Source organism: Variovorax paradoxus, assembly GCF_902712855.1.
Lineage (GTDB): Bacteria > Pseudomonadota > Gammaproteobacteria > Burkholderiales > Burkholderiaceae_C > Variovorax > Variovorax paradoxus_Q.
In genome coordinates, this window is the sequence record NZ_LR743507.1 from 5,187,370 (window position 1) to 5,211,888 (window position 24,519).

The 24,519-nt window shown below is 69.9% G+C and carries 18 protein-coding genes; 10 read left to right on the top strand and 8 right to left on the bottom strand.

Annotation, left to right across the window (positions count from 1 at the left end; all coding sequences use genetic code 11):
* The first annotated feature begins 1 nt into the window (after position 1).
* Genes AACL56_RS24670 through AACL56_RS24710 form a run of 9 tightly spaced genes read left to right on the top strand, consistent with a single transcriptional unit; the run spans position 2 to position 9,158 of the window.
* Complete coding sequence (locus tag AACL56_RS24670) at positions 2-1,318, top strand: CpaF family protein (RefSeq protein WP_339092423.1); 1,317 nt, start codon at positions 2-4, stop codon at positions 1,316-1,318.
* Positions 1,311-2,309, top strand: coding sequence for a type II secretion system F family protein (locus tag AACL56_RS24675; protein WP_339092424.1), 999 nt, complete (start codon positions 1,311-1,313; stop codon positions 2,307-2,309). The genes AACL56_RS24670 and AACL56_RS24675 overlap by 8 nt, the downstream gene beginning before the upstream one ends.
* Positions 2,306-3,271, top strand: a complete 966-nt coding sequence (locus AACL56_RS24680) for a type II secretion system F family protein (protein WP_339092425.1) — start codon at positions 2,306-2,308, stop codon at positions 3,269-3,271. Before AACL56_RS24675 ends, AACL56_RS24680 begins: the two co-directional genes overlap by 4 nt.
* Complete coding sequence (locus tag AACL56_RS24685) at positions 3,268-4,206, top strand: hypothetical protein (RefSeq protein WP_339092426.1); 939 nt, start codon at positions 3,268-3,270, stop codon at positions 4,204-4,206. Before AACL56_RS24680 ends, AACL56_RS24685 begins: the two co-directional genes overlap by 4 nt.
* Entirely contained in the window at positions 4,203-4,673 is a 471-nt protein-coding gene (locus AACL56_RS24690; protein WP_339092427.1) for a DUF3613 domain-containing protein, read from the top strand. The genes AACL56_RS24685 and AACL56_RS24690 overlap by 4 nt, the downstream gene beginning before the upstream one ends.
* Before the next feature lie 31 nt (positions 4,674-4,704).
* Complete coding sequence (locus AACL56_RS24695; RefSeq protein WP_339092428.1) at positions 4,705-5,178, top strand: TadE/TadG family type IV pilus assembly protein; 474 nt, start codon at positions 4,705-4,707, stop codon at positions 5,176-5,178.
* Positions 5,175-5,639 carry a TadE/TadG family type IV pilus assembly protein gene (locus AACL56_RS24700; RefSeq protein WP_339092429.1) on the top strand — a complete coding sequence of 155 codons (465 nt, stop codon included), beginning with the start codon at positions 5,175-5,177 and terminating at the stop codon, positions 5,637-5,639. The genes AACL56_RS24695 and AACL56_RS24700 overlap by 4 nt, the downstream gene beginning before the upstream one ends.
* A 14-nt stretch (positions 5,640-5,653) precedes the next feature.
* A complete protein-coding gene (locus AACL56_RS24705) occupies positions 5,654-7,717 on the top strand; it encodes a TadG family pilus assembly protein (protein ID WP_339092430.1) in 2,064 nt (687 codons plus the stop codon).
* A 16-nt stretch (positions 7,718-7,733) separates the two neighbouring features.
* Positions 7,734-9,158: a sigma 54-interacting transcriptional regulator gene (locus AACL56_RS24710; RefSeq protein WP_339092431.1), complete on the top strand. Its 1,425-nt coding sequence runs from the start codon at positions 7,734-7,736 to the stop codon at positions 9,156-9,158.
* 253 nt (positions 9,159-9,411) lie between these two features.
* On the opposite strand, the gene AACL56_RS24715 is transcribed toward AACL56_RS24710, so the two are convergent.
* The 7 genes from AACL56_RS24715 to AACL56_RS24745 form a co-directional block, all read right to left on the bottom strand.
* The gene (locus AACL56_RS24715; RefSeq protein ID WP_339092432.1) at positions 9,412-11,013 is read right to left on the bottom strand and encodes a TolC family protein; all 1,602 of its coding nucleotides are present in this window, start codon (positions 11,011-11,013) and stop codon (positions 9,412-9,414) included.
* Entirely contained in the window at positions 11,010-12,326 is a 1,317-nt protein-coding gene (locus AACL56_RS24720; protein WP_339092433.1) for an HlyD family type I secretion periplasmic adaptor subunit, read from the bottom strand. Before AACL56_RS24720 ends, AACL56_RS24715 begins: the two co-directional genes overlap by 4 nt.
* A 36-nt stretch (positions 12,327-12,362) precedes the next feature.
* On the bottom strand, positions 12,363-14,180 hold the full coding sequence (locus AACL56_RS24725) for a peptidase domain-containing ABC transporter (RefSeq protein WP_339092434.1): 1,818 nt from the start codon (positions 14,178-14,180) through the stop codon (positions 12,363-12,365).
* A gap of 75 nt (positions 14,181-14,255) precedes the next feature.
* Entirely contained in the window at positions 14,256-14,576 is a 321-nt protein-coding gene (locus tag AACL56_RS24730; RefSeq protein WP_339092435.1) for a hypothetical protein, read from the bottom strand.
* Positions 14,573-17,752 carry a glutamate ligase domain-containing protein gene (locus tag AACL56_RS24735; RefSeq protein ID WP_339092436.1) on the bottom strand — a complete coding sequence of 1,060 codons (3,180 nt, stop codon included), beginning with the start codon at positions 17,750-17,752 and terminating at the stop codon, positions 14,573-14,575. The genes AACL56_RS24730 and AACL56_RS24735 overlap by 4 nt, the downstream gene beginning before the upstream one ends.
* Before the next feature lie 107 nt (positions 17,753-17,859).
* Positions 17,860-18,363: a peptidoglycan-associated lipoprotein Pal gene (gene pal / locus AACL56_RS24740; RefSeq protein WP_339092437.1), complete on the bottom strand. Its 504-nt coding sequence runs from the start codon at positions 18,361-18,363 to the stop codon at positions 17,860-17,862.
* A gap of 79 nt (positions 18,364-18,442) precedes the next feature.
* Positions 18,443-22,276: a hypothetical protein gene (locus AACL56_RS24745; protein ID WP_339092438.1), complete on the bottom strand. Its 3,834-nt coding sequence runs from the start codon at positions 22,274-22,276 to the stop codon at positions 18,443-18,445.
* 321 nt (positions 22,277-22,597) lie between these two features.
* Here AACL56_RS24745 and AACL56_RS24750 point away from each other — a divergent pair, with 321 nt between their 5' ends.
* Positions 22,598-23,029 carry a DUF1841 family protein gene (locus AACL56_RS24750; RefSeq protein ID WP_339092439.1) on the top strand — a complete coding sequence of 144 codons (432 nt, stop codon included), beginning with the start codon at positions 22,598-22,600 and terminating at the stop codon, positions 23,027-23,029.
* Between the two features lie 382 nt (positions 23,030-23,411).
* Here AACL56_RS24750 and AACL56_RS24755 read toward each other — a convergent pair whose 3' ends face one another.
* Complete coding sequence (locus AACL56_RS24755; protein ID WP_339092440.1) at positions 23,412-24,416, bottom strand: LysR substrate-binding domain-containing protein; 1,005 nt, start codon at positions 24,414-24,416, stop codon at positions 23,412-23,414.
* Positions 24,417-24,519 lie beyond the last annotated feature (103 nt).

Below are 24,519 nucleotides of genomic sequence, written 5' to 3' on the forward strand. Positions count from 1 at the left end.
CATGTCCACCGATATCGAATTCGCCGACGACGACCAGGCGTTCATCAACTCGCAGCAGTTCCAGGACATCAAGAGCTGGACGCACGACCACCTCCTGAGCCGCATCGAGGAGCTGGGCGCGGAGTTCGGCCGCTGGTCGCGCGCATCGATCCAGCAGTTCGTGGAGCTCGAGGTCGACAGCTTCGTGCGCCTTCGCCGCGTGCCGATCAACGACCGCGAGATGCAGCTCATCTCCGACGCGCTGACCAAGGAGCTCGCGGGCTTCGGGCCGCTGGAAGACCTGCTGAACGACCCGGCCGTCGAGGACATCCTGATCAACGGCTACCAGAACGTGTACGTGTCGCGCCACGGCGTGCTCGAGCGCGAGACGGTGCGTTTCGCCGACTCCGAGCACGTGATGCGCATCGTTCGCCGCATCCTCGCGCCGCTGGGCCGGCGCCTGGACGAATCGAATCCGATGGTCGATGCGCGCCTGCCGGACGGCGGCCGCATCAACGTGATCATCGAGCCGCTCGCGATCGACGGCCTCTCGGTGTCGATCCGCAAGTTCCGCAAGGAGCCGCTCACGCCGGCCGACCTGGTCAAGCTCGGCACCTTCGACGCGGGCATGGCGCAGCTGCTGGAGATCGCGGTGCGCGCGCGCTGCAACGTGCTGGTGAGCGGTGGCACGAGCTCCGGCAAGACCTCGCTGCTGAACGCGCTCGCGAGCTTCATTCCGGCGCGCGAACGCGTCATCACCATCGAGGACACGGCGGAGCTGTCGCTCGGCACCAGCCACGTGGTGCGTCTCGAGAGCCGACCGGGCGGCTTCGACGGCCAGGGCGTGGTGTCGATCCGCGACCTGCTGCGCAACAGCCTGCGCATGCGGCCCGACCGCATCATCGTGGGCGAGGTGCGCGGCGCCGAAGTCATCGAGATGATGCAGGCCATGAACACCGGCCACGAAGGCTCGATGGGGACGATCCACGCCAGCTCGCCGCGCGAATGCCTCTACCGGCTGGAGATGCTCGCGGGCTTCGCGGGCTACCAGGGCAGCGAAGTGAGCCTGCGCCGCCAGATCGCCAATGCCATCGATTTCATCGTGCAGATCGGGCGCCTGTCGAACGGGCAGCGCCGCATCATCTCGCTGAGCGAAGTCACCGGCGTCAACGACAACGTGGTGGCCATGCAGGAGCTCTACCGCTACGAGCCGGTGACCGCGCCGGACGGCGAGGAACGCGACCGCTGGGTGTCGCTGGGCATTGCGCCGCACTCGCCCAAGATCACGCGTTTCCGCCAGTCGATGGCGCGCGCACAGCACGGAGACAGCCGTGCGTGAAGGCGTGCTGCTCGGCATCGGCTGCGTCGCGCTGCTGCTGGCGGCCGGCGGACTGCTGCTGTGGCAATGGGCCAGGCGGCGCCAGGCGCGCCAGGCGACCGAGCGGCACCTGAACCAGCAGATCCTGGCCACGGCCGCCGTGATGTCGACACCGGTGCCGATGCCGCTGCGCGACCTGCCGAACGAGGGCCTGACCGCAGGGCTGACCGACCCCTGGCTCGACGCCGAATCCGCCGCCGCTGCGCCTGCCAGGCCGGTGAACCTGCTCGAGCGCGCGCTGCCGGACTGGCTCGTGGGCGTGATCGATCCGCGCATCGCCGCACTGGTGCTGGCCGTGGGCCTCGCGCTGTGCCTGCTGGCCGGCGTGTTCGGCGGCATCTGGGCCGCCTTGGGCACCCTGTTCGTGCTGGCGCTCGCCGCAAGCTTCACCGTCTGGCTGCGGCTGCAGAAGTTCCGCCGCAAGCTGGTGACCCAGTTGCCCTCCTACATCGACGCGATGGTGCGGCTCATCACCATCGGCAATTCGACGCAGGCGGCCTTCCAGCTGGCCATCGCGACGACGCAGGCGCCCCTGCGCGGCCACCTCGAGCGCTCCGCCGCGCTGGTGCGCGCGGGCATGGACCTCGACCGCGCGCTGCACCAGACGGCCACCAGCGTGCGCGTCGAAGAGATGTTCCTGCTGGCGTCCATCCTGGGCCTGGGCGTGCGCTACGGCGGCCGCGCCGACCTGCTGCTCGAGCGCGTGGGCAACTTCATGCGCGACCGCGAGCAGGCCGAGCAGGAACTGGTGGCCATGTCGGCCGAGACGCGCCTGTCGGCCTGGATCCTCGGCCTGCTGCCGGTGGGCGTGAGCGCGTTCCTCATCCTCACCAACCCCGGCTACTTCATGAGCATGTGGAATGACGGCACCGGCCGCATGCTGATCTTTTCGGCGGTCGCGCTGCAGCTGACGGGCGCGGCGCTGCTCTACCGACTGGCGAGGCTCGCATGACGCTCACACCCGATCGACTCGCCGTCATCAGCCTCGCGCTGCTCGCCCTGGGCCTGCTGGCCGGCGCAGGCGCGCTCATTGCCGGCGAGCTGCGCCGCACGCGCAGCGGGCAGGTCATCGGCCGCGCCATCCGGCAGGCCGGTGCAGTGCCGGCGGACCTCGCGCCGGCCGCGGCGCCCGCCACGGACGCCGACGCACCGGTGCCGTCCGACGTCGAGCTGCCGTTCCACTGGCTCGACTCCAGGCTCGGCCGCGCGCTGGTGGCGGACGAGGATCGCAACCTCATCGACCAGTGCGGCCTGCCCTCGAAGCGCACGCAGCTGGTGTTCCTGGTCACCCGCGTGCTGCTCGCGGTGCTGCTGCCCTTTGTGGTCTACGTGGTGTGGAGCGACGGGCATGCGCAACGTACCGTCGTGACCGTGCTGGCGGCCTCTTTCGCGATCGGCTTCATGGGACCCAAGTGGCTGCTCGGCCGGCTCGCCGCGCGCAGGCGCGAACGCGCCGCGCAGGAGCTGCCGCTGTTCATCGACCTGTTGCGGCTGCTGCAAGGCGTGGGCCTGAGCCTCGACCAGAGCCTTCAGATCATGGCGACCGACTTCTCGCACGTTCTGCACGTGCTCGGCTACGAGCTGACGCTGGCCAACAACCAGTACAGCCGCGGCCGCACCCGCGAACATTCGCTGCATCGCCTCGCCACGCTGCACAGGAGCGAAGACATGCGCGGCCTGGTCTCGCTGCTGGTGCAGGTCGACCGGCACGGCGGTGCGGTGCAGGAACCGCTTCGCGTCTTCAGCGACCGGTTGCGCGAAAGCCGCCGCTCGGAGCTGAAGGGACGCATCGGGAAGATCACCGTGAAGATGACCGGCGTCATGGTGACCACGCTGCTGCCGGCGCTGGTCATCGTCACCGCGGGGCCTGGGTTCATCGCGATATTCCGTTCACTGGGGGCCATCGGCAAATGAAAACCATCGAGTCACCGGTGCGTGCGCACCGCGCCGCACGCCTGCTGGCCATGGCCGCGACCGCGGCCGCGGCCATGGCGCTCACCGCCTGCGGCGCGCTCAAGGACCAGTACGCCGCCAGCGCCGACGCCCAGCAGCGCGCGGCCGCCGAATCCGCCGCCGAAACCAGGGCCGGCGCCACCGTCGACACCAGGGCCACCTACCTCAAGCTCGTCGAACAGATGCAGAAGGAAGGCCTGTGGTTCGCATCGCTCGCGCACATCGATGCGCTGGAGCAGCGCTGGGGCGTGTCGCCGGAATCCACGCGCATGCGTGCCGACGCACTGCGCCAGACCGACCAGGCCGCGGCCAGCGCGGAGGCCTACAAGCGGCTGATGGGAACGCCGCTCGAAGGGGCCGGCTATCGCGGGCTCGGCCTGCTTGCCGGCGCGCGCGGCAGCTACGCGGAAGCCGCGCAGTTGCTTCGGCAGGCGCAGCGCCAGGCCCCGACGGACGCCCTGCTGCTGAGCGACCTGGGCTACGCCAGCCTGCGCGCGGGCCAGGTCGAGGAGGCCCGGTTGCCGCTCATGCAGGCGCTGCAGCTGCGCCCCGACAGCACGCAGGCACAGACCAACCTCGCGCTGTACCTGGAGGCCACCGGCCAGCGCGAACAGGCGGACCGGCTGATGGAAACCAACCGCATGTCCCCGGCCACGCGTGCCGCGGTCCGCGAGGCCGCGATGCAGCTGCGCGCCGGGCGCGAGGCGCCGCTGAACGTCGGCAGCGCGGTGAGCGCTCCACGCGGCGATGCGGGCACACCGCCGCCGCCCCTGATGCTCAAGGCATCGCGCTGGGCCGGCACCGGCGGCGTCCGCACCGCCAGCCAGCTGAATCCGTCCGTCGCGGACCCCGCGTTGTCGCTGTCACCGAGCGCGAGCTCTCGAGGTACCCCATGAAGAAACCCAACGTCGTCCGCCTTGCAGCACTGTCTTCCACCGTCGGGCTGTCGGTCCTGTCGATGGCCTTCGCCACGGCCGCGCTGGCGCAGGAACCTGCAGCTGCCAGGCCGGCCGCGCCTGCGCCTGCGAGCGCACAGGCACAGCCGCAGGCGTCCGTGGCCGTGCCCGCTCCCGTTGCCGCGCCGGCACAGAACGAAGAAGCGATGGCCGGCGAGCCGGAGGTGCTGTACGAGTACGAGCGCGTGCAGGTGGGCGACGCGACGCAGGACCTGCTCGCATGGCAGCGCAGCGGCGAGATCGCCTCGCCCACGCCGCGCCCCATCGCCGGCAACGTGGCGAACCGCAGCTACGAGCGCTACCTGAAGAGCTTCGAGTTTCCGATTCCCGAGCGCATGAATTCGACCGTGAAGACCTCCGGCGGCTCGGGCAGCGGATCGGGCAGCAGTTCAGCCGCCCCCAGATAAGGCCCCGCGCCCATCCGCCCACGGCATCGCCATGAGGACACCCCCCACTCGCGCCACGGCGCGCCGCCAGCGCGGCGCGTATGCCATCGAGTTCGCCCTGGTGTTCCTCATCTTCTTCGGCGTGCTGTACGGGATCATCTGCTATGGGCTGCTGTTCGCGTTCCGGATGGGCATGCAGAACGCGGCCGAGGAAGGCGCGCGGGCGGCATTGCGTTATCAGCCGACACTGCAGGCAAGGCAGGACCGGGCCAGGACCGTCGCGGAGCAGAGCGTGAGCTGGCTGCCGGTCACGGTGACACGCAGTGCTCAGGCCACGGTCTGCCGCGTCGCCGGCAATGTGTGCAACACCCCGGCTTGCGGTCCGGAATGGGACGCGCGATGCCAGATGGTCGTGACCATCACGGCGACCAACATGCGCGGCCTCCTGCCACCATTGCCGGATTTCGCCATGCCGGACGAGATCGTCGGCCAGGCGAGCATGCTGCTCGACGGGAGGGCACCATGAGCGCCGCGCATCGCCAGCGCGGCGTGGCAGCGGTCGAGTTCGCGCTCGTCTTCGTGATCCTGTTCAGCGTGGTGTACGCGCTGGCCACCTTCGGCGCCGTGCTCTACACGCAGCAGACGGTGACCCGTGCGGCGGAAGAAGGCGCGCGCGCGGCCGGTCTCATCACCGCACCGGTCACCGGCGACCCGCGCGTGAAAGACGCTGTCTACGATTCGCTGGCCCAGTCGTTGGTCGTGCCGGTCTCCGCCAACACCAGCGTCGCCACCAGGCGAAGCTGGATCGTTTCCAACGTCGATGTCACCGCGGCCGCGAGCGGAGCCGGCACCGGCGCCAGCTTCGTCGTCACCGTGAGCTATCCGTACAGCGCCAATCGCCTGCTGCCGACCATGCCGCTGCTCGACACCAGTCAATGGATGCCCGACCGGTTGCTGAGCCGTTCGACCATCGCGATTCGATCATGAGGAGAGTCATCGCCATGAACGTCTCCTGCCGGATGTCTTCGCGCCGGTCGCGCGGCTCGGTGCTGGTCACCACCGCGATCGCACTCAGCCTCATCGTCATCACGCTGCTCGGGACGCAGATCGGCTACCTGATGCTCGTGAAGCGCGAACTCCAGAAGACGGCCGACCTGGCGGCGCTGTCGGGGGCGCAATCGCTGCAGCCGTTCAGTTGCACCGACGCCAAGAGTGCCGCGGTGACGAACGCGGTGCAGAACATGCCGCCGCTGCTGCCGCCGCTGGCCGCTGCGGATGTCGAGTGCGGCAACTGGGATCCGGACAAGCGCGAGGGTCCCCAGCATTTCGGCGCGCCCGATACCGGCCAGTTCTTCAACGCGGTGCGCGTGCAGCTGTCGCGCACGCCGGCGCTGCTGCTGCCGAGCATCTCGGGCGGCCAGCCATTCACGCTCACCGTGCAGGCCCTGGCGGCGCAAAGGCAGCCGCTGGCCTCGCTGAGCATCCGCAGTACGCTGCTGACCGTCGACAGCAAACAGTCGGACTTGCTCAACGCACTCCTCGGCGGCCTGCTCGGCGGTTCGCTGACCGTCACCGCGGCCGGTTGGCAGGGGTTGCTCGACACGAACGTCAAGCTGCTCAGCTTCCTAGACCAGCTCAAGCTCGACCTGAACATCAGCGCGGCGAACTACGACCAGGTGCTGGCAACCAATGTCGATGCCGGCGTGCTGCTGCAGGCCATGATCACGGTGATGGAGCGCAGCGGTGCCACCGCGACGGCCTCTGTCCAGGCGCTCAAGAGCTTGCTGGTGTCGGTGCAAGCCGCGCCCTTCACGCTCAAGCTCGCCGACCTCCTTGGCGTGGCCAGCGGCACGGACGCGGCCGGGTTGAGCACCGAGCTCCAGTTGTTCCAGCTCGTGCAGGGCATGATCCAGGTCGCGAACGGAAAGAACGGCCTGGCCGCGGACGTGCCGGTCACCGTGCCCGGCATCGCGAACATCACCACGAAGGTTCGCGTGGTCGAGCCGCCGCAGGTCTCCGCCGTGGGCAACCCGGCGCTCATCAACGCCAGCCTCGGCGTCGGCGACCCCAACAGGATCTACGTGCGCACGGCGCAGGTGCGCGTGCTGCTGTCGGTGGACCTCAGCAAGATCACGGGCGTGCTGTCGAACGTGCTGTCCACGGTGACGGCCGCGCTCTCGCCCATCATCAACTTCCTCAACAGCGTTCTGACGCTGAATCTCGGAACCATCCTTTCCGACCTGGTCGCAACGGTGGCGTGCGGCGGCATCTTCCCCGCCTGCCAGGTCACGCAGGTCATCTACGCCGAGGCGCTTCCTGCCCCCATCGATATCGGCATCAGTTCGGGCAACGGTTCGGCGCTCGTGACCGGCCACGCGTGCAACGCCGCGGACAGCAAGTCGCTGAACGTACTGGCCAACACCAGCGTGGCGCGCCTCAATGTAGGCACCGTCTCGAACATCTTCTCGTCCTCGCAGCCCGCGACCGCCGCACCGGTGAGGATCGTCGAAATCGGCTACCGCGAGGCCAAGTTCGACAGCTGTGTTCTCTCGCTCATCTGCAGTCCGAAGAAATGGAAGACGGCGAGCGGAACGTTCGTGGAGAACATCGCCAACGCCAAGAAAACGGTGATCTCGGGATTGGGCCTTGTCGTCAATTCGGACATCGGCGGCAGCGTGAGCGGCACGGCGCTGACCTACATCTCGCCCTCGGCGGCGAACCTCCCCGAGATCGATGCGGCGCCCTATGACGGCGTCGGGCCGGACCCCTCGTTCAAGGCGATCAGCGCATCCTCGATCGTCAAGAGCCTGGGAAGCACGCTCGGCGGCATCCAGATCCGGCCGTATTCGAGCGACAGCAGCGGCATCCTCGGCGGGCTTCTCAACGGCACCCTCTCCCTCATCAGCAATCTGCTGAGCACGCTGCAGACGATGATCAACAACGCGCTGGGCCCGCTGCTCGATCCGACGGTCAACGCATTGCTCGACCTGCTGGGCATCGATCTCGCGAAAGCGGAGATCGGCGCCCGCCTTTCATGCAACCGTGGCGCCGAGCTGGTCTACTGAAATCCGTTCTTCCGACATGAGCTCTCCCGCCAACTTCGACGAACTCGACCTCTTTGTCTGGGAAGGCAAAGCCGACATCCTCGACCGCATCGCGCGGTGCATGGCGAGCTTCGACGTGGAGGTGATCCGGGCCGACGGACTGGCCACGCCGGAGCCGGAGCGCGGGGTGGCGACGCGGCCCTCGGTGGCGGTGATCAGTGTCACGGTGATCGACGGCGGCGGGCTGGCGCAGGCCACCGAGCGGCTGCAAGGCATGCCGGTGATCTGGGTGGCGGCAGGCTCGCGCGAGCGCGACTCGCGCACCTACCCGCCCGAGTACCTGCATGTGCTGCCCTACGACTTCACCTGCGCCGAGCTGCGCACGATGGTCGCGAAGCTGGTGCGGCAACTGCGCGCGCGCGAAGTGGCGCCGCAGGCGCCCGACGTGCTGGTGGCGCACTCCGACGCGATGAAGGCGCTGCTGGCCGAAGTGAATGCCTTCGCCGATTGCGACCACAGCGTGCTGGTGCGCGGCGAGACCGGCGTGGGCAAGGAGCGCATCGCGCAGCAGCTGCACCTCGGGCACCAGCACTACGGCAAGGGCGCGTTCGTGGCGGTGAACTGCGGCGCGATTCCCGACGGGCTCTTCGAGTCGCTGTTCTTCGGCCACACCAAGGGCTCGTTCACCGGCGCGGTGCACGCGCACCGCGGCTACTTCGAGCAGGCCACCGGCGGCACGCTGTTCCTCGACGAGATCGGCGACCTGCCGCGCTACCAGCAGGTGAAGCTGCTGCGCGTGCTCGAGGACAGCGCGGTGACGCGGCTGGGCGCGACGTCGCCGATCCGCGTCGACTTCCGCCTGGTGGCGGCCACCAACCGCAACCTGCGCGAGATGGTGGCAAGCGGGGACTTCCGCGCCGACCTGTTCTACCGGCTCGCGGTGATCGAGCTGCACATCCCGAGCCTCGAGGAGCGCGGCGAAGTCGACAAGATCGCGATCTTCAAGGCGCTGCTGACCAACGTGCTCGGCGACGAGCTCGAGGTGCTCGGCGAAACGCCGCACTGGCTGAGCGACGCGGTGGCCGAGACCTACTTCCCCGGCAACGTGCGGCAGCTGCGCAACCTCGCGGAGCGCGTCGGAGTGATCGCTCGGCAGCTGCACTGCTGGGACCAGAACCTGATCCAGCGCGCCATCGCACTCACACGCGGCACGCCGACGCCTTCGCCCTCGGGCGCTGGCGGCGGCATGAACGGCAGCGGTGGCGCGTCGCTCGACGGCAGCGGCGACCGCAAGGGCTGGAACAGCGGCGAGCGCAACCGCATCATCGCGGCGCTCGAGATCAACGACTGGAAGCGCCAGGACACCGCGCAGCACCTGGGCATCAGCCGCAAGGTGCTTTGGGAAAAGATGCGCAAGTACCAGATCCTCGACGGCGAGCCTGGCATTCCCGAAGAACAATAGGCTCGCCCCCAGGCAGTACCTGGCTCGCCCCCAGGATGCGCGGCACTTCGTGTCCGCTTCTCCTTCCCCCTACCGGAGGCAACACCTGAGGCCCGGCAAAGCCGGTTCCTCGGTGTTCACGGCTCGCCCCCAGGATGCGCGGCACTTCGTGTCCGCTTCTCCTTCCCCCTACCGGGGGCAACACCTGAGGCCCGGCAAAGCCGGGCCGCGGTGGTCACGAAGTGGCTTGCTCCGCTTGGCCTGGACGCGCGCGTCAGGGTGGTGAGAGACGGGGGGTCCTGCGCAGTGCGGGGGCGGAACCGGCGGGACCGAGGCTGCGCTCGGTCACGGGTTCGCTGGCGCATGCGGTGTTGCTGGAGATGCAGAGCGCGGCGAGGAGGCCGTCCTCGGTGAGGACCTGGCGGCTGGGGGCGCCGAAGAGGCGGTCGATCCAGGCGTTGGTGCCGGCGGGGTCGATGCGCAGTTCGCCGGTGGTGCGGGCCAGCCGCAGCTCGGAGATGCGCAGGTCGAAGACGCCGTCGATGTAGTCGAACAGCAGGGTGTAGTAGTCGAGCTGGGCGTCGAGCACCTTGGGCAGGGTCTCGCGGCCGAACTCCATGAGGCGGCGGCGGCCGCGGAAGGCCTGGCCCGCGGTGCTAACGGCCTCCATGAGCTGCCGCTCGCGCTCGCGGCCGGCAACGGTGCGCGACCACGAGGCCGAGGTGAGCTCGAACAGGTTGAGCTTCACGCCTTCGAGCTTGGCCTCCTGGTTGGCGACTTCGGCCAGCGCGGACTTCAGCCTCAGCTGCCGGTCGAAACCGTTGCCGAAGTTCCAGTTGAGCTCGAGCGCGGCGCGCGTGGGGTCCTGCGGCGAGACGCCGCGCGGGTCCTTGCTCTTCACGACCACGGCGTCCAGCGTCGGGTAGAGGCTCGCGTCCTGCTGGTCGGCCAGTGCGCGGGCGCGCTCGATGCGGCCCTGCGCCTCGGCGATCTCGGTGCTGCGCGCCTCGGCACGGCGCAGCGCCTCGTCCTGCGAGGAGATGCGCCACTGCGGCGGCGCCGCGAGCACGGGCAGCGACTCGGCGTTGGGCGTGAACTTGAAGTAGTTGCGGAACTTGGCAATGGCTTCGTCGCGCTGCGCGGCGAAGTCGGACTCGCGCGCGGCCACCAGCGCGCGGCGCGAGGCGGCCATGTTCAGGTCGTTGTCGCCGGTCACGCCCAGCGCCACGCGGCGCGCCTCGGCCTTCGAGAGTTCGGCGACCACCTCGGTGGCCCTGTGCGCGATCTGCTTCTTCAGGTCGAAGCGCTGCACCTGGAGGTAGGCGGTGAGCGCGTCCAGCACGACCTTCTGCGAGGTCGTGACCACGGCTTCGTCATCGGCCTGGTTGGCGGCCTCGGCGGCGCGCTGCGCGGCGTCGAGCGCGCCGCCGTCGAGCAGGCTCATGCGTGCCTCGGCGGTGAGCACGGTGTAGCTCTGCGTCCTCGCGCCCTTCTCGCCGCTGTTGTAGTTGCCCGAGGAGGTGCCGATCTTGAAACGCGGGTAGCGCGCCTGCCGGGCGGCGTCGACGCCAAAGCTGCTGGTGCTGGCCGCGGCCTGCGCGGTCTGCACCTCGGGGTAGTCCTGCGACAGCACGATGAGCGACTGCTTGACCTGCGCGGTGTAGCTGGCCGTGCCCAGCGACAGCGGGGTCAGCCGGCGCGCGAGCGTCAACGGGCCGGACGCTTCCTGCGAAGCCTGCTGGGCCGGCGAAGCGTCCTGCGCGTCCGTTCGGGATTGCGCGAAAGCGGTTGGCGCCAGCGCGAAGCTCGCGCACAGTGCTGCGCAGACCACGCCGGGGCCCATGCGGCGCCGGTCGATCGAGGTGCGTTGCTTCATGGTTCGCGGAAGGCTTCGCGCCGCAGCTTGAGCACCGGCCGCAGGATGTACCAGATGAACGGATCGGTGCCCACGCGCAGGTCCACCTCCGACTCCATGCCGGCGGTGATGCGGTTCTCGGTGCGGCCCACATGCGACTGCGACATGCTGATGAGCAGGCGGTAATACGGGGCGCCGCTCGAGATGGCGGGATCCCGGTCGGCGTCGGCGGCCACCAGCCGCACCTTGCCGTCGACCGCGCCGTAGCGCAGGTAGTCGTAGGCCGTGATCTTCACGCGAGCGTCCTGGCCCACCTCGATGAAGCCGCGGTCGTTCGGGTTGAGCCGCGCCTCGACCATGATCTCGTCCTCGTCCGGCACCACTTCGAGGATGGCCTCGCCGGGCTTCACCACCCAGCCGGGGCTGGAGTTGCGCAGGCCCTTGACGATGCCGTCCGCCGGCGCCTTCACCACCGTGCGCGAGCGCTGCGTGCGTGCGCGCGCGAGGTCTTCGCTCAGGCTCGCGAACTGGCGCTCGACGGTGGCCAGCTCGTCCGATGCGCGGCGGCGGAAGCGCCCTTCGGCCTCGGCCATCTTGGCCTGCGCCTCGGTGATGGACGCATTGGCCGAGACGACGCCCTGGCGCGCCACCGCGAGTTCGCTGCGCACGCCCTCGGCCTGGCGGCGCTTCTCGAGCACCTCGACCTGGCCCACCAGTTTCTCGCTGAGCAGCTGTTCGGAGATCTCGAGCTCCTTCTGCATCAGCGCGAGGCGGTCGCCCAGGCCCTTGACCTTGGCTTCCTGCTCGAGCTTCTTGCTGCGCGCCTGCTCCAGGCCCGACACCGCGCCGGCCATCACGCCGCGCTGCTCGAGCGCGCGCGCCTGGTAGGCACCGGTCTCGCCCTCGAACACGGCCTCGTCGATGTCGGCAGCGAACGCTTCGCGCCTGAGCGGCTGGCCACGGCTTTCGGCGACGAGGCGCACGCGGGTGGCCTGCGTGGCGGCGTAGCGGGCGGTGAGTTCCTCGAGGTTGAGGCCGCTGCCGCCGAGGTCGATCTCGACCAGCGACTGGCCCTGCTTGACCTTCTCGCCTTCCTTCACGAGGACGTTGCTGACGATGCCGCCTTCCAGATGCTGGATCGACTTGACGCGGTCGGAGGGAATCACGCGGCCCGGCGCGACGACGACGGTCTCCATCGGAAAGCCGAGGCCGATCAGCGCGAGCACGGCCACCGCGCCGCCGATGATCCACTGCCGCCGCCGCCCCTGCGGCGAGTTCCGGGCTGCGCGCCTCTCGTTTTCTTCCTGGAGGATCTGCGGCAGGTCTGATTTCAAGTCTCGTCCTCCGTCACTCTTCATTGACAAGCGGCGTCACGCGATCGAGCGCGAAGCCGCGGCTGCGGCGCCGTCGTCCTGGTCGCCCACGGCCACCAGCGGCTTCTTCACGCCGAACAGCTTCGGCACCATCACCGCGGCCGTGCCCTGCTCCACGTTGCCCTGGCCGGTGACGTGGTAGACCACGCTGGCGGCGGAGACGATGCGCAGCGAATGCGTGACCACCACGACGGTGCGCACCTTGGCCACGGCGAGCAGCGTGGCGAGCAGGTTGCGCTCGCTCTGGAAGTCGAGGTCGTTGCTGGGCTCGTCGAGCACCAGCACCGAGGGCTTGCGCAGGAAGCTCATGGCCAGTGCGAGCTTGCGGCGCTCGCCCACCGACACGCCGGTGCCGCCTTCGCCGATCATGGTGCGGTAGCCGTCGGGCAGCCGCGAGATGAAGTCGTGCGCGCCCGAGAGCTTGCAGGCGGCCACGATCTGCTCGTCGCTCTGGCCCGGCGCGCCGCGGCGCATCACGTCGATCAGGGAGCCGCCGAACCAGTAGACCTCCTGCGAGAGGTAGCTGATCCAGCGCGAGAGTTCTTCGCGGCCGAACTGCGACAGGTCGTACTCGCCGATGCTGATGATCCCGCGCGTGGGCGTGTACAGGCCCGACAGCAGCTTCACGAGCGTGGACTTGCCGGCGCCGTTGCGCCCGACGATCACGTGCAGGCCGCCGGGGCCGATGTCGAGGTCGACGTTTTCCAGCACCGGCTGCTGCGCGCTGTCGGTGAAGCCGAAGCTGACGTCGTTGAAGGTGATGCGGCCGAGCGGCTGCGGCAGCGTCATGCCCGTGGGCGGCTTCTCGACCGGCTCGCGCAGCACGTTCTCGAGCCGCCCGGCGGCCTCCTTCGCGGTGGCGAGCGCGCGCCAGTTCGACACCAGCCCGGCCACCGGCTGCAGCGCCTTGAGCGCCAGCATGTTCGAAGCCACGAGGCCGCCCACCGTCATCCATTGCTCCATGACGGAGATGGCGCCCACGCTGACCACCACCACCGAGAACACCGTCAGCAGCACGGTGGTGCCGTCGCGCGTGGTCTCGATCTGGCCGTTCTTGGTGAAGCTCTCGGTGAGCCAGGCGTTGTAGGTCTGGCGCCACATCTCGATGGTGGGGCCGTCGTTGGCCTGCGTCTTGAGCGTCTCGCGTGCGTGGCAGATCTCCGAGGTCATGCGGTCGAGGCCGCGCCCGCGCTGCACTTCCTCCACGCGGCCGGAACGCACTTCGTCGGCCCACCACCAGGCCAGGAACGACATGATGGCCAGGAACAGCGCCACCACGGGCAGCACCGGCAGCGCGACGATGCCGATCACGATGAGCGCGAAGATGGCCATCGGCAGGTCGAAGATCGATTGAGCGAGGCCGCCGGTGACGGTGCCTCGCACCGAGCCCACGTCGCGGAAGTACATCTGCCACGACGACGCGGGGCGCGACTCGAGGGCGCGCAGCGGACGCGAGAGCATCGAGTTGAGCAAGGCGCCCGACACGCCGTGGTCGATGATCGCGCCGGCATTGCGCAGCAGGCGCGAGCGGCGCGTGCGCAGCCAGAACTCGAGGCACAGGAAGAACAGGATGCCGCTCACCAGTGCGGCCAGCGTGGAGAAGCCGCTGCGCGACAGCACGCGGTCATACACCTGCAGCAGGAAGATCGACGGCAGCAGCCCGAACAGGCTGATGGGCAACGAACGCCACGCCGCGCTCTTCACGAGCGGGTAGGCCGCACGAAACGCCTCGTTCAGCGCACCCGCGTACGGGCTGGCTCCGGGCTCTTCGGGCGTGTCGGCGACCAACTGGCTGGGCAAGAGGAACTTGATCATGGAAAAGGGCCGATCCGTCGGGCAATGACGCCTGCCTCATTATCAACTGTTACCGTGTTGTTACAAGGCAAAAATTCATCCGCCGATCACTCGGCAGGACGTCATGGACTCCTTCATCGGACCGGCCCGTTCCACTTGCACCGGTCCGTGTTGCGCGGGGCTTCCCGTGACCGCGCAACCGACCGGCTTCCCTGACACCTTCTCCCTGGTTTGATCGCGTGCCCCCTCGGGCAAACCCTGTGCGAGCACCAATGCGATGTTGGCGCACAACAGCATGCACAGCACCCATGCACACAGCAGCTGCATCCAGCCCAGCCACCAGCGCCTTGCGGGCTGGCGCGTGCAAGCGGCCGCCTCGCAGTCGAAGGGCATCGGCATCGTGACGTTCGTTCTCATGGAAGTGCTTTCAAAACCCGGGCGAGCCGGGACAGGCCGACACCGGCCGAACTCTTGGCAAGAACCCAATCGCCGGGCTGCAGCAGGCTGCCGAGCGCGGTCGACAGGTCCGACACATCGACGAACCAGTGCGAGCGGACCTTGGTGCGGATGCGGGCGTGCAGCGCGCGCATCATCGGACCGCACAGCAGCACGCGATCGGGTTGGGAGGCGAGCAGGCCGGCCTCGAGGTCGAGGTGATGGCGCTGCGCGGCGGGGCCGAGCTCCTGCATGTCGCCGAGGATCGCCACGCGCCGCGAAGGCTCGCAGGGCGCCTGCGACAGCAGCTCCAGCGCGGCGCGCATCGAGCTCGGGTTGGCGTCGTAGGTCTCGTCGATCAGCTTGAAGCTGCCGCCGCCGATGTGGATGGTGTGCAGCGCACCGCGCCCGCCCGGCGGCTCGAAGTGCGCGAAGGGCTCGACCGCCGCGCCCAGCGGCAGGCGCAGCGCCTGCAGCGCCGCCAGCGCCGCCACGGCACTCGCGCCCATGTGGCGCCCCGGCGCATTGAGCCGCAGCTGGAAGGGCTCGCCCGCCACCAGCGCCTGCACTTCGCCGTGGTCGAAGGCCAGCAGGCGCACGTCGGCATCGCGGTGCTCGCCGTAGCTCAGCACCTGCAGCTGCTGCGCCATCGCGGCTTCGGCAAATATCGCGAACTCGGGCATGTCGCGGTTGAGCACCACGCTGTCGCCCGCGGCCATGGCCTGGAAGATGCGGCTGTCCATGCGTGCCGCGGCCTCCGAAGGCCCGCGGTGCTTCTGCGATGCGGCCGACAGGCCGGTCACCACCAGCAGCGAGGGACGCACGAGCTGCGCCGAAGCAGGCATCTGCGAGGTGCCCATCTCGAGCACCCAGTAGGCCGCGTGGCGCGGCATGCAGGTCATGTTCCAGGCGATGCCCGACGGCAGGCTCACGCTGCCTTCCGGCTGCGCGACTTCGCCCCACACGGTGAGCGCGCCGGCCAGCATGGCGGCCACGGTCGCGCTCGAAGCGCCGCCGCCCGCCGCCGTGGCGCCACCGGCACCTGCGCCTGCACCCGCGCCTGCGGTCGCACCGCTGCCAAGCACGCCGCACACATGGCCCGTGAACTCGGCACGCGCGTGGTCGCCCAGTTCGAGCACGGCCTGCAGCACGTTCGAGACCTTGAGCACGGGCACGCGCTTGTCGAGGTGCGGCTTGGGGTCGGTGCACAGCACCGCGGCGGCCGGCTGCAGCACGCCCTTGAGCGTGACCGCCGCCAGCGGCGTCTTCGACGGCCGCGCCTGGTGGTCGAAAACCACGCGGCCCTTGCGCATGTAAGAGCGCTGCGCCACGCCGGTGGCGCGCCAGCCGTCGTCCGGCCGCACCACCCATTCGCCGCCGGTGACACGCGCCATCTCGCTGGCGGTCCATGCGGCGCCGTCGTCGCGCCCCGCACCGCTGCCGGCAGTGCCGCCGCTGTTGACGCCGGCCACGCCGCCGGCGGCCAGGCCCGGGGCCGCGCGGCGCTCAAGCAGGAAGCGGTGGTAGGCGGCAAAGCCGGACACGTACTGCTCGACGTCGTCGATGCGCACGCGGAACGAGTGATGGCGCACGAAGAACGAACCGGCGACGCTCGACGGCCGGCGGAAGTACATCGCCATCTCGGGCCAGAAGAAGCCGTTGAGCAGGTAGTGCGCGCGGTAGTCGAGCGCGCGGTAGAACTTCTCGGTGTCGAGCTCGTCGAGCAGGTGCCGCATCGCAGGCATGCCTTCGAGCCGCTGGAGCATCTGCTGCGCCGCCAGCATCAGCTCGAGCAGCGTCGGGAAGGTGGTCTTCCGGTCGAGCACGAAGTCGAGATAGCCCGCCACGTTCTGCAGGCCGAAGCGGAAGTACTTCTCCTGCGGGCTCCAGTGCGTGAGCTCGTTGACGCAGCAGCTGAGCCAGTGGTCGTGCGCCTGCCAGTGCTGGCTGGCGATGAAATGGTCGAAGGCCTTCTCGACCGCGGCCAGCCATTGCGGGTCGCGCACGAGACCGTACAGGCGCATGAGGGAGAAGGCCGCTTCGCCGTCGTAGTAGATGGTGCGCGAAGCCTGCTTGACGGTGAGGTCCGCGGCATGCAGCACATGGTTGAAGCGGCCGCTGGCGGGGTCCTGCAGCGACACGATGCCCAGTGCGAGCTTCTCGAGCAGCGGCAGCCAGTGGCGCGTGTCCATCAGCTCGCAGTACTTCACCAGCGTGCGCACGCAGGCCGCATTGCCGCCGAGCCTGATCTCGCCGCCGGTGTCCACAAGGAACGCCACCGCGCGCCCGTCGGCCAGCGTGTAGTCGCGGATCAGCGCGCCGGCGAGGTGGTCGAGCGCGCGGTCGATGGCGAAGCGCAGCGTCTCGTCGCGCGTGAGCTCCCAGGCCTCGAGCATGGCGTAGAGCGCGCTCGCATGGCGCATCGCGTCGTAGGTCGGGATGCGGCGGTCGAAGCACGGGAAATAGCCGTACACGAAGAGGCCGTCGCTCTGCACCTGGCGCGCCAGGTACGACGAGCCGCTGCGCACGAGGTCGTGCACCGACTGCGGGTTGAGCGCGGGCAGCTGCCGGCGCCCAGCGTCGAGCCCCGTGCCCACGAGCTTGTGCACCACGCCGTCGGGCTGGCAGAACACGCCCACCGTGGCCAGCAGGTACACGGGCCGGTCCGCCGGCATGTCGAGCGGCGGCAGCTGCCGGAAGCGCGCCTGGCCGTAGACCTCGAAGTTGCGCGGATTGACCACCGAGTGCGGAATGGTCGAGTCGCCGCACAGCATCGCGTTGGCGTTGAGTTCCTGCTCCGTGAATGCGAGCGCGAAGTCCTGGTCGAAGGCCAGGCCCAGGCGGAAGTAGTTGCGCTTGACGGCGGTGAGCTGGGTATTGAACTGCGCCCAGTCCATCGGGCTCGCGCCCTCGACCCAGTCGATGCGCAGCCACGGCGAGACGATGCCGCGGTCGTGCACCCACTGCTCGACCTGCCCCGCGCCTTCGCGCCAGGCGGCCTCGAACCCGGCGGCGCGCGCGTGCACGACATGTGCGCGCTGCGAGCCGTCGCTGACCGAGAAGAACAGCGTGAACGCCGGGTACGGCGCCGGCAGCGCAGCGCACACCGACGCCAGGCGTTCGTGGCAGGCGTGAAGCTGGTCTTTGAAGGACATCATTCGGCCCCGATCGGGTGCGGGAGACCGGGTGCGCCCGTCATCGGCCCTGGCCTGGACGACGTGTGCACGGACCGGAGACTGGCTTCGAGATCATCGCGGGGTCCGGTTCAGCGGTAGCTGAATTCGGCCCGGCGATTGAGCTGATAGCCCTCCTCGGTGAGCTCGAGGGACGCGGGTTTTTCCGTGCCCCAGCTGATGGCCTCGATGCGCTCGGCCGGCACGCCCAGCTGCGTGAGCGCGCGCTGCACCGACTCGGCACGGCGCTGCCCGAGCGCGAGGTTGTATTCGCGCCCACCGCGCTGGTCGGTGTTGCCCTCGATCACCACGCGGCTCGACGACCGGTTGCGCATGTAGCTGGCATGCGCCTCCACGATCTGGCGGTCCTGCGGGCGGATGTTGTATTTGTCGAAGTCGAAGTAGACGATCTTCGGCACGCCGACCGGCCCGTTCTGCACCGGCGGTGCCGGCGCCGGTTCCACCTTCGGCACCGCGGTCACGGCCTTGTTCGAGTAGTAGTAAGTCGCGTCGTCGCGGCCCGTCTTGGGGGCCGCGCAGCCCACGAGGGCTGCGCCGAGGGCGACGATGGTCAGTGTCTGGAATTTCTTGTTCATATCGATCCTTTCGAGGGACAGGCCGGTGGTGGCCTGTCCCTGAGCTGCGACTCCCTCGCCCCTCCTTCGTTGTTCCGGATCAACCCAGCAGGCCGTGCAGGATGTTGGTCACGGGTGCCAGCGCACCGCCGACCGGGCTGTGCTCGACCAGGCTGGTGATCGGGGTCACCACGTCGGTCACCAGCGGCGTGACGGCATGCGTGACGCCGCCCAGCACGTCGCCGACCGGCGAGGAAGAACCCGAGGCACCCGCCAGGATGTCGGTGACCGGTGCGAGCACGCTGGACACGACCGGGCTGACCGCGTCCGCGGCGCCGCTCACCACGCTGGTGACCGGCTCGAGGATGTTGGCCACCGGGCTGCTGCTGCCGGACAGGCCGCCGAGCAGGCTGCCCACGAGGCCGTCATGGCCAAGCAGGCTGCCGACGAGACCGTCGTTGCCGAGCACGCCGTCGAGCAGGCCACCTGCGCCGCCGCCGGTCACGCCGCCGAGGACACCGCCCAGCAGGCCGTGGTCGCCGATGACGCCGTCGAGCAAGCCGCCAGCGCCGCCACCGGTCACGCCACCAAGGACGCCACCCAGCAGGCCGTCGTCGCCCAGCACGCCATCGAGCAAGCCGCCTGCGTCGCCGCCGGTCACGCCGCCGAGGACGCCGCCCAGCAGGCCGTGGTCGCCGATGACGCCGTCGAGCAAGCCGCCAGCGCCGCCGCCGGTCACGCCACCGAGGACACCGCCCAGCAGGCCGTCGTCGCCGATGACACCGTCGAGCAGGCCGCCAGTGCCGCCGCCGGTCACGCCGCCGAGGACGCCGCCCAGCAGGCCGTGGTCGCCGATGACACCGTCGAGCAGGCCGCCGGCGCCGCCGCCGGTCAGGCCACCGAGGACGCCGCCCAACAGACCGTCGTCGCCCAGCACGCCATCGAGCAGGCCGCCCGCGTTGCCGCCGGTCAGGCCACCGAGGACGCCGCCCAACAGGCCGTCGTCGCCCAGCACACCGCCGAGCAGGCCACCGTCGCCGCCGAGCACACCGCCCAGCAGGCCGTCGTCACCCAGCACACCGCCGAGCAGGCCGCCGTCGCCGCCGAGCACGCCGCCCAGCACGCCGTCGTCGCCCAGCACGCCACCGAGCAGGCCACCGTCACCGCCGAGCACGCCGCCCAGCAGGCCGTCGTCGCCCAGCACGCCACCGAGCAGGCCACCGTCGCCGCCGAGCACGCCGCCCAGCAGGCCGTCGTCGCCCAACACACCACCGAGCAGGCCACCGTCGCCGCCGAGGACGCCGCCCAGCAGGCCGTCACCGGCCACCAGGTTGGCAACGCCGTCGGTCAGGTAGTCGACCTGTTGCGCCACGCCGTTCAGCAGTGCGTTCGTGGTGCCGTTGCCCAGCAGCTGGTCGGTCAGCGGGCTCAGCAGACCGCTCGCGGCGCCCGTCACCTGGCCCACCACGCCGTCGACCGGGTCGAGCACGTTGGGATTGTTCTCTGTGAAGCTGGTGCCGAGCACCGGGCCGAGCAGGCCGTCGACCGTGTCGGTGGCGCTGTCGACCAGGCCCACGACCGGGCCGAGCACGTTGCCCACGCCCAGGCCGCCCAGCACGCCCTGGTTCAGGCCGTCGACCAGGTTGCCGGCGATGTTGTCGACCGGGTCGAGCAGTGCCGCGCCGGTGCCCGGGGTGCCCCCACCGCCGATGCCGCCGAGGACGCCGCCGAGCACGCCGCCCAGCAGGCCGTCGTCGCCCAGCAGGCCGCCGACCGGGCCTTCGTTGCCCAGCAGGCCACCCACCAGGCCATCCGGTCCGAGCAGGCCGCCGCCGAGGCCGTCGCCGCCGATCACGCTGCCCAGCGGGCCGTCGCCGCCCAGAAGGCCGCCGAGCAGGCCGTTGTCGCCCAGCAGGCCACCGGCAATGCCGTCGCTGCCCAGCAGGCCGCCGACCAGGCCGTCGTCGCCGAGCACGCCGCCCAGCAGGCCATCGTTGCCGAGCACGCCTCCGACGATGCCGTCATCGCCGAGCAGGCCGTCGTCGCCGAGCACACCGCCCAGCAGGCCGTCGCCACCCAGCACGCCGCCGAGGAGGCCATCGCCGCCGAGCAGGCCACCCACGATGCCGTCGTCGCCCAGCAGGCCGCCGACCACGCCTTCGTCGCCGAGAAGGCCACCGACCGCACCACCCAGCAGGCCGTCGTCGCCGCCGAGCAGGCCGCCCAGCGGGCTGCCGGCAATGATCCCGGAGATCGCGCCGTCCTGGCCGAGCAGGCTGTCGACCAGGCCGCCGTGGCCCAGCAGTTCGCCGGTGAGGCCGCCGCTGCCGAGCAGGCCCGAGAGGGCGCCGTCGCCGCCGAGCAGGCCGCCCACCAGGCCGTCGTCACCCAGCACACCGCCCAGGGCGCTGTCGTCGCCGAGCAGGCCACCCAGCAGGCCGCCTTCGCCCAGCGCGCCGCCGAGCAGGCCGCCCAGTGCGCCGTCGTCGCCCAGCAGGCCGCCGACGATGCCTTCGTCGCCGAGCACGTTGCCCAGCAGGCCGCCCAGCGCGCCGTCCTCGGCCAGCAGGCCACCGACGATGCCGTCTTCACCGAGCAGGCCGCCCACGAGACCGTCTTCGGCCAGCAGGTTGCCGAGCAGGCTGCCCAGCAGGCCGTCGTCGCCCACCAGCTGGTCGGTGACGGCGCCGAGGCCGAGGGCGTCGGTCAGGCCGCTGACGATGCCGTGGTCACCGATCAGGTTGGTCAGGCCGTTGTCGAGCGCGTCCGTCAGGTAGTCGACCTGGTGGGCCAGCGAGTCCAGGATCGCCGCGGTGGCGCCGGCGCCCAGCAGCGGGTCGAGCGCGGGGCTCAGCGCGCCGCCGAGCTGGTGCGTGACGTTCTCGACGGCGGTGTCGACCGGGTCGAACTGGTTGGGGTTGTTGGCGTTGAATTCGTCGCCGAGCAGCGGAGCGAGCACGTCGTCGAGCACGTCGGTGACGCCGTCCACCACCTGGTTGACCGGCGTGAGGACGCCGCCGAGGCCGAGCGCGTCGCTGGCGTCGCCGATGACATGGCCGACGAGGCCGTCGCCCGGATCGAGGAGGTGGTCTGCGTCGGCATCCGCGTCTGCGTCTGCGTCTGCGTCTGCGTCTGCGTCGGCATCGGCATCGGCGTCTGCATCGGCATCGGCATCGGCGTCGGCGTCGGCGTCGGCGTCGGCATCGGCGTCTGCATCTGCATCGGCGTCTGCATCTGCGTCGGCGTCTGCATCACCGTCCGCATCTGCGTCAGCATCGGCATCCGAGTCCGCATCCGCGTCGGCTTCGCCGGGATTGCCAGGGTTGCCCGTGCCCACGAGCAGCGGGAACGCACTGTCGCTGCCGCCACCGCCGCCACCGCCGAGGGCAGCGCCGAGTGCGGCGGCGCCCAGCGCGCCAAGCGCGAATTCACCCAGGCCGATGCCGCTGCCGGCCGCGAGCTTCTTGGTGACGGCCAGCGCGGCGGCGTCGGCGTCGCTGTCGGGCGGAGTGACCTGCAGGTCGCCCGAAGCGACATCCACGTTCACCTGTTCGAGGCCGCCGGGCAGCTTGGTCGAGCCGATGGTGGCGTCGGTGCCGCCGGTGAACACGCCGGCCAGCGGGGCCTTGTTGGTGGCCGATCCGGGGAAGAGCACGTTGGCGTGGCCGTCCTGCGGCACGATCACGCGGTCGCCGGCCATCAGGGTCTGATTGCCATCGACGGGAATGCTGACACCGTCGCGCATCACTGCGACGCCCGGCGTGGCATTCGATAATGTGCCGACGCTGGCGGGGCCAGCTGCGGCGGGCGCCGCCGAACCCATCGCGGCGGGAGTGCCGAGAGGAGTGACGGTGGCCTGGGCGATGACCACAGGAGCTGCGCCAGCGGCGGCAAGTCCTTCGGTCGAAACGGTCGATGCTTGTGGAGCGTTCATGGCAGCCTCTGTGAGAAAAGATGCCTACTCAGGGGCAACTAGCGTGCCGCCTTTTCCAAGCCGTCTTCCAGAAGCGTTACCCAGCTCGCAACCTGTTGATTTGAAAAGGGATTTTTCCGACCTTAGGGGTTTTCACCAAGCCTTGGAAACAGCTCGTAAACACCTCGTTCGGCGATTCGTTACGTAACGATGTAACGCGGTGTACCCGGAACGTCCGACACATCCGAAGGCCCGAAACGCACGTTGGCGGCGCGGCCCCGGCCGCCCGCCTCCGCAGCCCTTCTTTTCTTCTTTCCTTTTTCTCTCTGACCTTCTCTATATATGTTCAACCCCTCCCAGGAAGACGTGCGCCGCTTCTTCTGCGACGTGTACGCCAAGCACCGTCAGGGCCTGCCGATGGAAGCGCTCGAAACGATCGCCGCGGGCTGGATCGACCAGCACCCCGAGTACCACGAGGATCTCGCCGACGCCGATGCGGCGGTGGCGCGCGTCTACGACGGCTCGAACGGCCGCGAGAACCCGTTCCTTCACCTGTCGATGCACCTGTCGATCAGCGAGCAGTGCTCCATCGACCAGCCGCGCGGCATCCGGCAGGCGGTCGAACTGCTGGCCGCGCGCCGCGGTTCGCTGCTGCATGCACATCACGAGGCGATGGACTGCCTCGGCCAGATGATGTGGGAGAGCCAGCGCGCCGGCCGCCCGCCCGATGGCGAAGGTTATGTGGCCTGCGTGCAGCGCCGCGCAACTAAATAGGGCTCGCCCCCAGGATTCGCGCACTTCGTGTCGCTGCTCCTTCCCCCTACCGGGGGCGACACCGACGGCCCGGCAAAGCCGGTTCCGTGGTGTCCCTGGCTCGCTCCAGGATTCGCGCACTTCGTTCGCTTCTCCTGCCCCCTGCTGGGGGCAACACCGGAGGCCCGGCAGAGCCGGTTCCTCGGTGTTTCTGGCTCGCCCCCAGGATTCGCGCACTTCGTGTCGCTTCTCCTTCCCCCCTGCCGGGGGCAACACCGGAGGCCCGGCGAAGCCGGTTCCTCGGTGTTTCTGGCTCGCCCCGGGCCGCGCTTGCTTTGTGTCCGCTTCGCCTGTCCACCTACCGGGGTAACACGTGCGGCCCGGCAAGGCCGGTCCTGGGTGTTCAGGAAGTGCTGCGGGTCTTTCCTCGGGGGCGCGCGGGCAAGGCGCCCTGCTGCTTTGCGCCTTCGCGCAGCAGGGCGGCCATGGCGCCGCGCAGGGCCGACGGCTCGGCATCGCTGCGTTGCAACAGGCCGACGGGCTCCTCGGTGCCCGTGGTCTCGATGCGCAGACGCACGAGGCGCCCGTCCGCCAACTCGCCGCGCGCCGCGCCCAGCGGCGTGATCCACACCGCGTCGGACACGGCCACCAGCGCGCGCGCCACCGCCACGTCGAGCGTCTGCAGCGCGTTGGTCGGCAGCACCAGGCCGCGCGCCGACAGGAAGCTCTCGGTGTTGTGGCGAGGGATGGTGCCTTCGCCGTACACCACGAGCGGATAGGCCAGCACCGCCTGCACCGACGCACCTTGCGCCGCCGGTGCCGTCAGCGGATGGCCGGCGCGCACCGCGAACACCAGCGGCTCGGTGTGCAGCAGCTCGAAGCTCAGGCCGCCCATGAGCCGCGGATCGCTCATGCGGCCGACCACCAGGTCGAGCTCGCCGGCGCGCAGCTCGTCGAGCAGAGCGGCGTTGGCGGCGCTCTTCACCACGATCTGCACCTGCGGCCATCCGTCGCGCAGCCGCGCCAGCGCAATGGGCAGCAGCGCGGGCGCCACGCTGGGCAGCGCGCCGATGCGCAGCCGCTCGATGCGTCCGCCCGCCGCCGGAGCCACGGCCTGCGCGCTGGCGTCGAGCGCCTCGAGCACGCGCAGCGCGTGCGCCAGCAGCTGCTCGCCGGCGGCCGTGAGGCCCTGCACGCCGCGCCGGCCGGCCTTGCTGCGCTCGACCAGCCGCGCGCCGACGATGGCCTCCAGCTCGACCAGCGTCTTCGACACCGCCGGCTGGCTCAGCGCCAGCCGCTCGGCCGCGCGCGCGAGGTGGCGTTCCTGCGCCACCGCCACGAGGCAGCGCAGATGGCGCAACTGCACGTTGCGCACGAAATCCTGGCGAAGGTCGGCGGGGTTTTTCAATGACTGACGGTTATTGAGAACGGAGCAATCTTCAATTTACATCATCGAACCGCGCTTCTAAAGTCTGGGCTTCCGGATTCGTCCCACGACAGGAGACAACGTT

What these genes read in the sequence shown, in the direction of transcription:
- AACL56_RS24670 (WP_339092423.1), top strand. Translation starts at nt 2, where the DNA reads ATGTCCACCGATATCGAATTCGCCGACGACGACCAGGCGTTCATCAAC.
- AACL56_RS24680 (WP_339092425.1), top strand. Translation starts at nt 2,306, where the DNA reads ATGACGCTCACACCCGATCGACTCGCCGTCATCAGCCTCGCGCTGCTC.
- AACL56_RS24685 (WP_339092426.1), top strand. Translation starts at nt 3,268, where the DNA reads ATGAAAACCATCGAGTCACCGGTGCGTGCGCACCGCGCCGCACGCCTG.
- AACL56_RS24690 (WP_339092427.1), top strand. Translation starts at nt 4,203, where the DNA reads ATGAAGAAACCCAACGTCGTCCGCCTTGCAGCACTGTCTTCCACCGTC.
- AACL56_RS24695 (WP_339092428.1), top strand. Translation starts at nt 4,705, where the DNA reads ATGAGGACACCCCCCACTCGCGCCACGGCGCGCCGCCAGCGCGGCGCG.
- AACL56_RS24700 (WP_339092429.1), top strand. Translation starts at nt 5,175, where the DNA reads ATGAGCGCCGCGCATCGCCAGCGCGGCGTGGCAGCGGTCGAGTTCGCG.
- AACL56_RS24705 (WP_339092430.1), top strand. Translation starts at nt 5,654, where the DNA reads ATGAACGTCTCCTGCCGGATGTCTTCGCGCCGGTCGCGCGGCTCGGTG.
- AACL56_RS24710 (WP_339092431.1), top strand. Translation starts at nt 7,734, where the DNA reads ATGAGCTCTCCCGCCAACTTCGACGAACTCGACCTCTTTGTCTGGGAA.
- AACL56_RS24715 (WP_339092432.1), bottom strand. Translation starts at nt 11,013, where the DNA reads ATGAAGCAACGCACCTCGATCGACCGGCGCCGCATGGGCCCCGGCGTG.
- AACL56_RS24725 (WP_339092434.1), bottom strand. Translation starts at nt 14,180, where the DNA reads ATGATCAAGTTCCTCTTGCCCAGCCAGTTGGTCGCCGACACGCCCGAA.
- AACL56_RS24730 (WP_339092435.1), bottom strand. Translation starts at nt 14,576, where the DNA reads ATGAGAACGAACGTCACGATGCCGATGCCCTTCGACTGCGAGGCGGCC.
- AACL56_RS24735 (WP_339092436.1), bottom strand. Translation starts at nt 17,752, where the DNA reads ATGATGTCCTTCAAAGACCAGCTTCACGCCTGCCACGAACGCCTGGCG.
- pal (WP_339092437.1), bottom strand. Translation starts at nt 18,363, where the DNA reads ATGAACAAGAAATTCCAGACACTGACCATCGTCGCCCTCGGCGCAGCC.
- AACL56_RS24745 (WP_339092438.1), bottom strand. Translation starts at nt 22,276, where the DNA reads ATGAACGCTCCACAAGCATCGACCGTTTCGACCGAAGGACTTGCCGCC.
- AACL56_RS24750 (WP_339092439.1), top strand. Translation starts at nt 22,598, where the DNA reads ATGTTCAACCCCTCCCAGGAAGACGTGCGCCGCTTCTTCTGCGACGTG.